The following is a 5,284-nucleotide window of genomic DNA, read 5'->3' as shown; positions in this document are numbered from 1 at the left end:
CGCGCCGGGCGTCACCGGCGCGACGCTGACCGTCGACGGCGGCGAGCACCTCGTGCCGCCCGCCGCCGGCCCGAATGAATGAACTGCGCGGAAACGCGCGGCCTGACTGCCGCCGCCCGCGCCGCTTTGCGTGTGCGCACGCCAATTTGACTGGGACGACCATGTTTTCCGCTCTCCTGCACCCCCGCCTCGCGGACTGCCGCAGGCTCTACCTGCGCGACTACGAAGTGCACATCAACATCGGTGCCTTCGAACACGAGAAGCGCGGCGAGCAGCGCGTCGTCATCAATGTCGACCTGTTCGTGCCGCTCGCGCTGTCCACCCCCGTCGACGACCGGCTGCATGAAATCGTCGACTACGATCTGATGAAGCAGAGCGTCACGCAATGCCTGGCGCGCGGCCACATCCACCTGCAGGAAACGCTGTGCGACGCGATCGCCGCGCGCCTGCTGGCGCACGATGCCGTGCGCGCGGTACGCGTCTGTACCGAGAAACCGGACGCTTATCCGGACTGCGACGCCGTCGGCGTCGAAGTCTTTCGCATCAAGGACGAGGAGCGCGCATGAACGCCCCCCACATGAATGACACGGCGGCCGATGCCGCCACCCTCGACGCGACCGCCGCCCCGGCCGGCCGCCCGGCGCTGACGCGCCGCGAACAGAAGGACGCGTACGAGAACAACAAGCTGTTCAAGCGGATCGCGCGCCAGGTCGGCCAGGCGATCGGCGACTTCAACATGATCGAGCAAGGCGACAAGGTGATGGTGTGCCTGTCGGGCGGCAAGGACAGCTATGCGATGCTCGACGTGCTGCTGCGCCTGCGCGAGCGCGCGCCGATCGATTTCGACATCGTCGCGGTGAACCTCGACCAGAAGCAGCCGGGCTTCCCCGAGCACGTGCTGCCGGAATACCTGAAGCAGGTCGGCGTGCCGTTCCACATCGAGAACCAGGACACCTACAGCATCGTCAAGCGGCTCGTGCCCGAGGGCAAGACGACCTGCTCGCTGTGCTCGCGGCTGCGCCGCGGGATCCTGTACCGCGTGGCCGGCGAGCTCGGCGCGACCAAGATCGCGCTCGGCCACCACCGCGACGACATCGTGCAGACGCTGCTGCTGAACATGTTCTACGGCGGCAAGCTGAAGGGGATGCCGCCGAAGCTGCAGTCGGACGACGGCAAGAACATCGTGATCCGCCCGCTCGCGTACGTGAAGGAAACCGATCTGGAGAAATACGCGGAACTGCGCGAATTCCCGATCATCCCGTGCAACCTGTGCGGCAGCCAGCCGAACCTGAAGCGCGCGGAAATGAAGGCGCTGATCCGCGAATGGGACAAGCGCTTCCCCGGCCGCGTCGAGAACATGTTCAACGCGCTCGCGAAGGTCGTGCCGTCGCACCTGATGGACACGACGCTGTACCCGTTCCAGTCGCTGCGCGCGTCAGGCGTTGCCGATCCGCAGGGCGACATCGCGTTCGACGAGGAACCGTGCGCGTCGGGCGACGACACCGCGGCGCCGGGCGGCGCCCAACCGATCTCGATCGTCCAGTTCGACGACCTGTAAGCAGGGTCCGAACACCCGCCGGAACGGGGCCGCAAGGCCTCTTTCCGGCGCTGTCGCCCCGCCGCGACAGGCCCGGAACGACGGAGGCCGCATGCTAAAATGGACGGCTTCGAACTCCTCAGACAAGCTGGCGCCATGAATATCGTGATTTTGGCGGCAGGCACCGGCAAGCGCATGCGTTCCGCGCTGCCGAAAGTGCTTCATCCCCTGGCCGGCAGGCCGCTCCTCTCCCACGTCATCGACACTGCGCGCACGCTGCAGCCGTCCCGGCTCGTCGTCGTCGTCGGTCACGGCGCCGAGCAGGTCCAGGCCGCCGTCGCCGCACCCGACGTCCAGTTCGCGGTGCAGGCCGAGCAGCTCGGTACCGGCCACGCGGTGCGCCAGGCGCTGCCGCTCCTCGATCCCGCGCAACCGACGCTCGTGCTGTACGGCGACGTGCCGCTCACGCGCGCATCGACGCTGCAACGCCTCGTCGACGCCGCGCGCGAAGGCCGCTACGGGATTCTGACGGTCACGCTCGACGATCCGACCGGCTACGGCCGCATCGTGCGCGACGCGGCCGGCTTCGTCACGCGCATCGTCGAACAGAAGGACGCGTCGCCCGAACAGCTGAAGATCGCCGAGATCAACACCGGCATCATCGTCACGCCGACGGCCCAGCTGTCGATGTGGCTCGGCGCGCTGAAGAACGAGAACGCGCAGGGCGAGTACTACCTGACGGACGTCGTCGAACTCGCGATCGAGGCCGGTTTCGAGGTCGTCACCGCGCAGCCCGACGAGGAATGGGAAACGCTCGGCGTGAACAGCAAGGCGCAGCTCGCCGAGCTCGAACGCATCCACCAGCGCAACATCGCCGACGCACTGCTCGTCGACGGCGTCACGCTCGCCGATCCGGCGCGCCTCGACGTGCGCGGCACGCTGCGCTGCGGCCGCGACGTGTCGATCGACGTGAACTGCGTGTTCGAAGGCAACGTGACGCTCGCCGACAACGTGACGATCGGCGCGAACTGCGTGATCCGCAACGCGTCGGTCGGCGCAGGCACGCGCATCGACGCGTTCACGCACATCGACGGCGCCGAGCTCGGCGCGCACACCGTGATCGGCCCGTACGCGCGGCTGCGCCCCGGCGCGCAGCTCGCGGACGAAGCGCACGTCGGCAACTTCGTCGAGGTGAAGAACGCGGTGATCGGCCACGGCTCGAAGGCGAACCACCTCACGTACATCGGCGACGCCGACATCGGCGCGCGCGTGAACATCGGCGCGGGCACGATCACCTGCAACTACGACGGCGCGAACAAGTTCCGCACCGTGATCGAGGACGACGTGTTCGTCGGCTCCGACACGCAGCTCGTCGCGCCCGTGCGCGTCGGCCGCGGCGTGACGATCGCCGCCGGCACGACGATCTGGAAAGATGTAGCCGACGGCCTGCTCGCGTTGAACGAGAAGACCCAGACCGCGAAGAGCGGCTACGTCCGCCCGGTCAAGAAGAAAACTTAACATCATGCGGGTGCCGTACGGCGCCCGCTTCCCTATGGAAGGTAGATTTCATGTGCGGCATTGTCGGCGCAGTTGCGCAGCGTAATATCGTTCCGGTGCTGATCGAAGGTTTGCGGCGCCTCGAATACCGTGGCTACGACTCGTGCGGCGTCGCCGTGCTCGAGCCAGACGCACCGAAGCGCGCGCGCAGCGTCGCACGCGTCGCTGATCTCGACGCGCAGGTGCACGATTCGCACCTCGAAGGCACCACCGGCGTCGCGCACACCCGCTGGGCGACGCACGGCGCGCCCGTCACGCACAACGCGCACCCGATCTTCTCGTCGAACGCGCTCGCGCTCGTCCACAACGGCATCATCGAGAACTTCGAATCGCTGCGCGAAGCGTTGCGCGCGAAGGGCTACGAATTCGTGTCGCAGACCGACACCGAAGTGATCGCCCACCTCGTGCACAGCCTGTATCGCGGCAACCTGTTCGACGCGGTGCGCGAAGCGGTGGGCCAGTTGCACGGCGCGTATGCGATCGCCGTGATCCACAAGGACCAGCCGCACACCGTCGTCGGCGCGCGCCAGGGTTCGCCGCTCGTGGTCGGCCACGGCGACGGCGAGAACTTCCTCGCGTCCGACGCGCTCGCGCTCGCGGGCAGCACCGACCACTTCACGTTCCTCGAGGAAGGCGACGTGTGCGAGCTGTCGCTCGACGGCGTGAAGATCGTCGACCGCAACGGCGCGCTCGCGCAGCGCGAGATCCGCGTGGTCAGCGCCTACGGCGGCGCGGTCGAACTCGGGCCGTATCGCCACTTCATGCAGAAGGAAATCTTCGAGCAGCCGCGCGCGATCAGCGACACCGTGCCGCAAACGGACGCGTTCGACGCAACGCTGTTCGGCGACGCCGCGCCCGCCGCGTTCGCAGACATCGACAGCCTGCTGATCCTCGCGTGCGGCACGAGCTACTACTCGGGCCTGACCGCGAAGTACTGGCTCGAATCGATCGCGAAGATCCCGACCCAGGTCGAGATCGCGAGCGAATACCGCTATCGCGAATCGGTGCCGAACCCGCGCCAGCTCGTGCTGGTGATCTCGCAATCGGGCGAGACGGCCGATACGCTCGCCGCGCTCAAGCACGCGCAGTCGCTCGGCCATACGCATACGCTCGCGGTCTGCAACGTCGCGACGAGCGCGATGGTGCGCCTCACCGAAATGCAGTTCCTGACGCACGCGGGCACCGAGATCGGCGTCGCGTCGACGAAGGCGTTCACGACGCAGCTCGTCGCGCTGTTCGTGCTGGCGGCCACGCTCGGCAAGCTGCGCGGGCACGTCGATGCCGCGCAGGAAGCCGAATTCCTGAAGCAGCTGCGCCACCTGCCGGCCGCGTTGAACAGCGTGCTCGCGCTGGAGCCGCAGATCATCGCATGGTCGGAGGAATTCGCGCGCAAGGAAAACGCGCTGTTCCTCGGCCGCGGGCTGCACTACCCGATCGCCCTCGAAGGCGCGCTGAAGCTGAAGGAAATCTCGTACATCCACGCCGAGGCCTATCCGGCCGGCGAGCTGAAGCACGGGCCGCTCGCGCTCGTCACGGAAGCGATGCCGGTCGTCACGGTCGCGCCGAACGACACGCTGCTCGAGAAGCTGAAGTCGAACATGCAGGAAGTGCGTGCGCGCGGCGGCGAGCTGTACGTGTTCGCCGATGCCGACACGCAGATCGTCAACGACGACGGCCTGCACGTGATCCGGATGCCGGAGCATTACGGGCAACTGTCGCCGATCCTGCACGTCGTGCCGCTGCAATTGCTCGCGTATCACACCGCGTGCGCGCGCGGCACCGACGTCGACAAGCCGCGGAACCTCGCGAAATCGGTGACGGTGGAGTAAGGCGGGAAGCCGGTCGGCGCTCCCACGACGTGCGCGCCGGCGAGACAGACGGAGAGACAATGGTAAGACTGATTGGATGCGGTGTGCTGGCGTTGACGTTCGCGTCGACGGGCTGGGCCGCCGAGCATTACGTCGAGGTCTGGAACCCGCCCGAGGCGCGGCATCCGGCAGCCCATGCGCCGGATGCCCGTACGCCGGACGCCCGTACGCCGGTCGCGCACACGGGCGCCGACGCGCATGCCGGCAAGAGTGCGGAGAAGCACGCGAACGCCACACCGAAAGCCGCCGTGAAGCCGCACAAGCGCCGCGTCGCGCAGGCCGTGAAAGCCGGTTCGCATCGTCCGCCCGCGGCCGAGACGCC

At 67.7% G+C, this 5,284-nt stretch carries 4 protein-coding genes and 2 pseudogenes; all 6 read left to right on the top strand.

Annotated features, from left to right (window positions below; genetic code table 11):
- Window positions 1-82: pseudogene (locus G3N99_RS34060) on the top strand (short-chain dehydrogenase); the annotation flags it as partial.
- Between the two features lie 79 nt (window positions 83-161).
- Entirely contained in the window at window positions 162-566 is a 405-nt protein-coding gene (locus G3N99_RS34055) for a dihydroneopterin aldolase (protein ID WP_043186999.1), read from the top strand.
- The gene (gene ttcA, locus G3N99_RS34050) at window positions 563-1,558 is read left to right on the top strand and encodes a tRNA 2-thiocytidine(32) synthetase TtcA (protein ID WP_174937597.1); all 996 of its coding nucleotides are present in this window, start codon (window positions 563-565) and stop codon (window positions 1,556-1,558) included. The genes G3N99_RS34055 and ttcA overlap by 4 nt, the downstream gene beginning before the upstream one ends.
- 135 nt (window positions 1,559-1,693) lie before the next feature.
- Window positions 1,694-3,055 (top strand): bifunctional UDP-N-acetylglucosamine diphosphorylase/glucosamine-1-phosphate N-acetyltransferase GlmU, encoded by a 1,362-nt coding sequence (gene glmU / locus G3N99_RS34045; protein WP_206124564.1) that lies wholly within the window; start codon window positions 1,694-1,696, stop codon window positions 3,053-3,055.
- A gap of 50 nt (window positions 3,056-3,105) precedes the next feature.
- On the top strand, window positions 3,106-4,923 hold the full coding sequence (glmS, locus tag G3N99_RS34040) for a glutamine--fructose-6-phosphate transaminase (isomerizing) (RefSeq protein ID WP_206124563.1): 1,818 nt from the start codon (window positions 3,106-3,108) through the stop codon (window positions 4,921-4,923).
- Between the two features lie 59 nt (window positions 4,924-4,982).
- Window positions 4,983-5,284: pseudogene (locus G3N99_RS34035) on the top strand (hypothetical protein); the annotation flags it as partial.

The organism is Burkholderia sp. Ac-20392, from assembly GCF_017104585.1.
Lineage (GTDB): Bacteria > Pseudomonadota > Gammaproteobacteria > Burkholderiales > Burkholderiaceae > Burkholderia > Burkholderia lata.
This window is presented reverse-complemented; position numbering and strand designations above follow the sequence as displayed.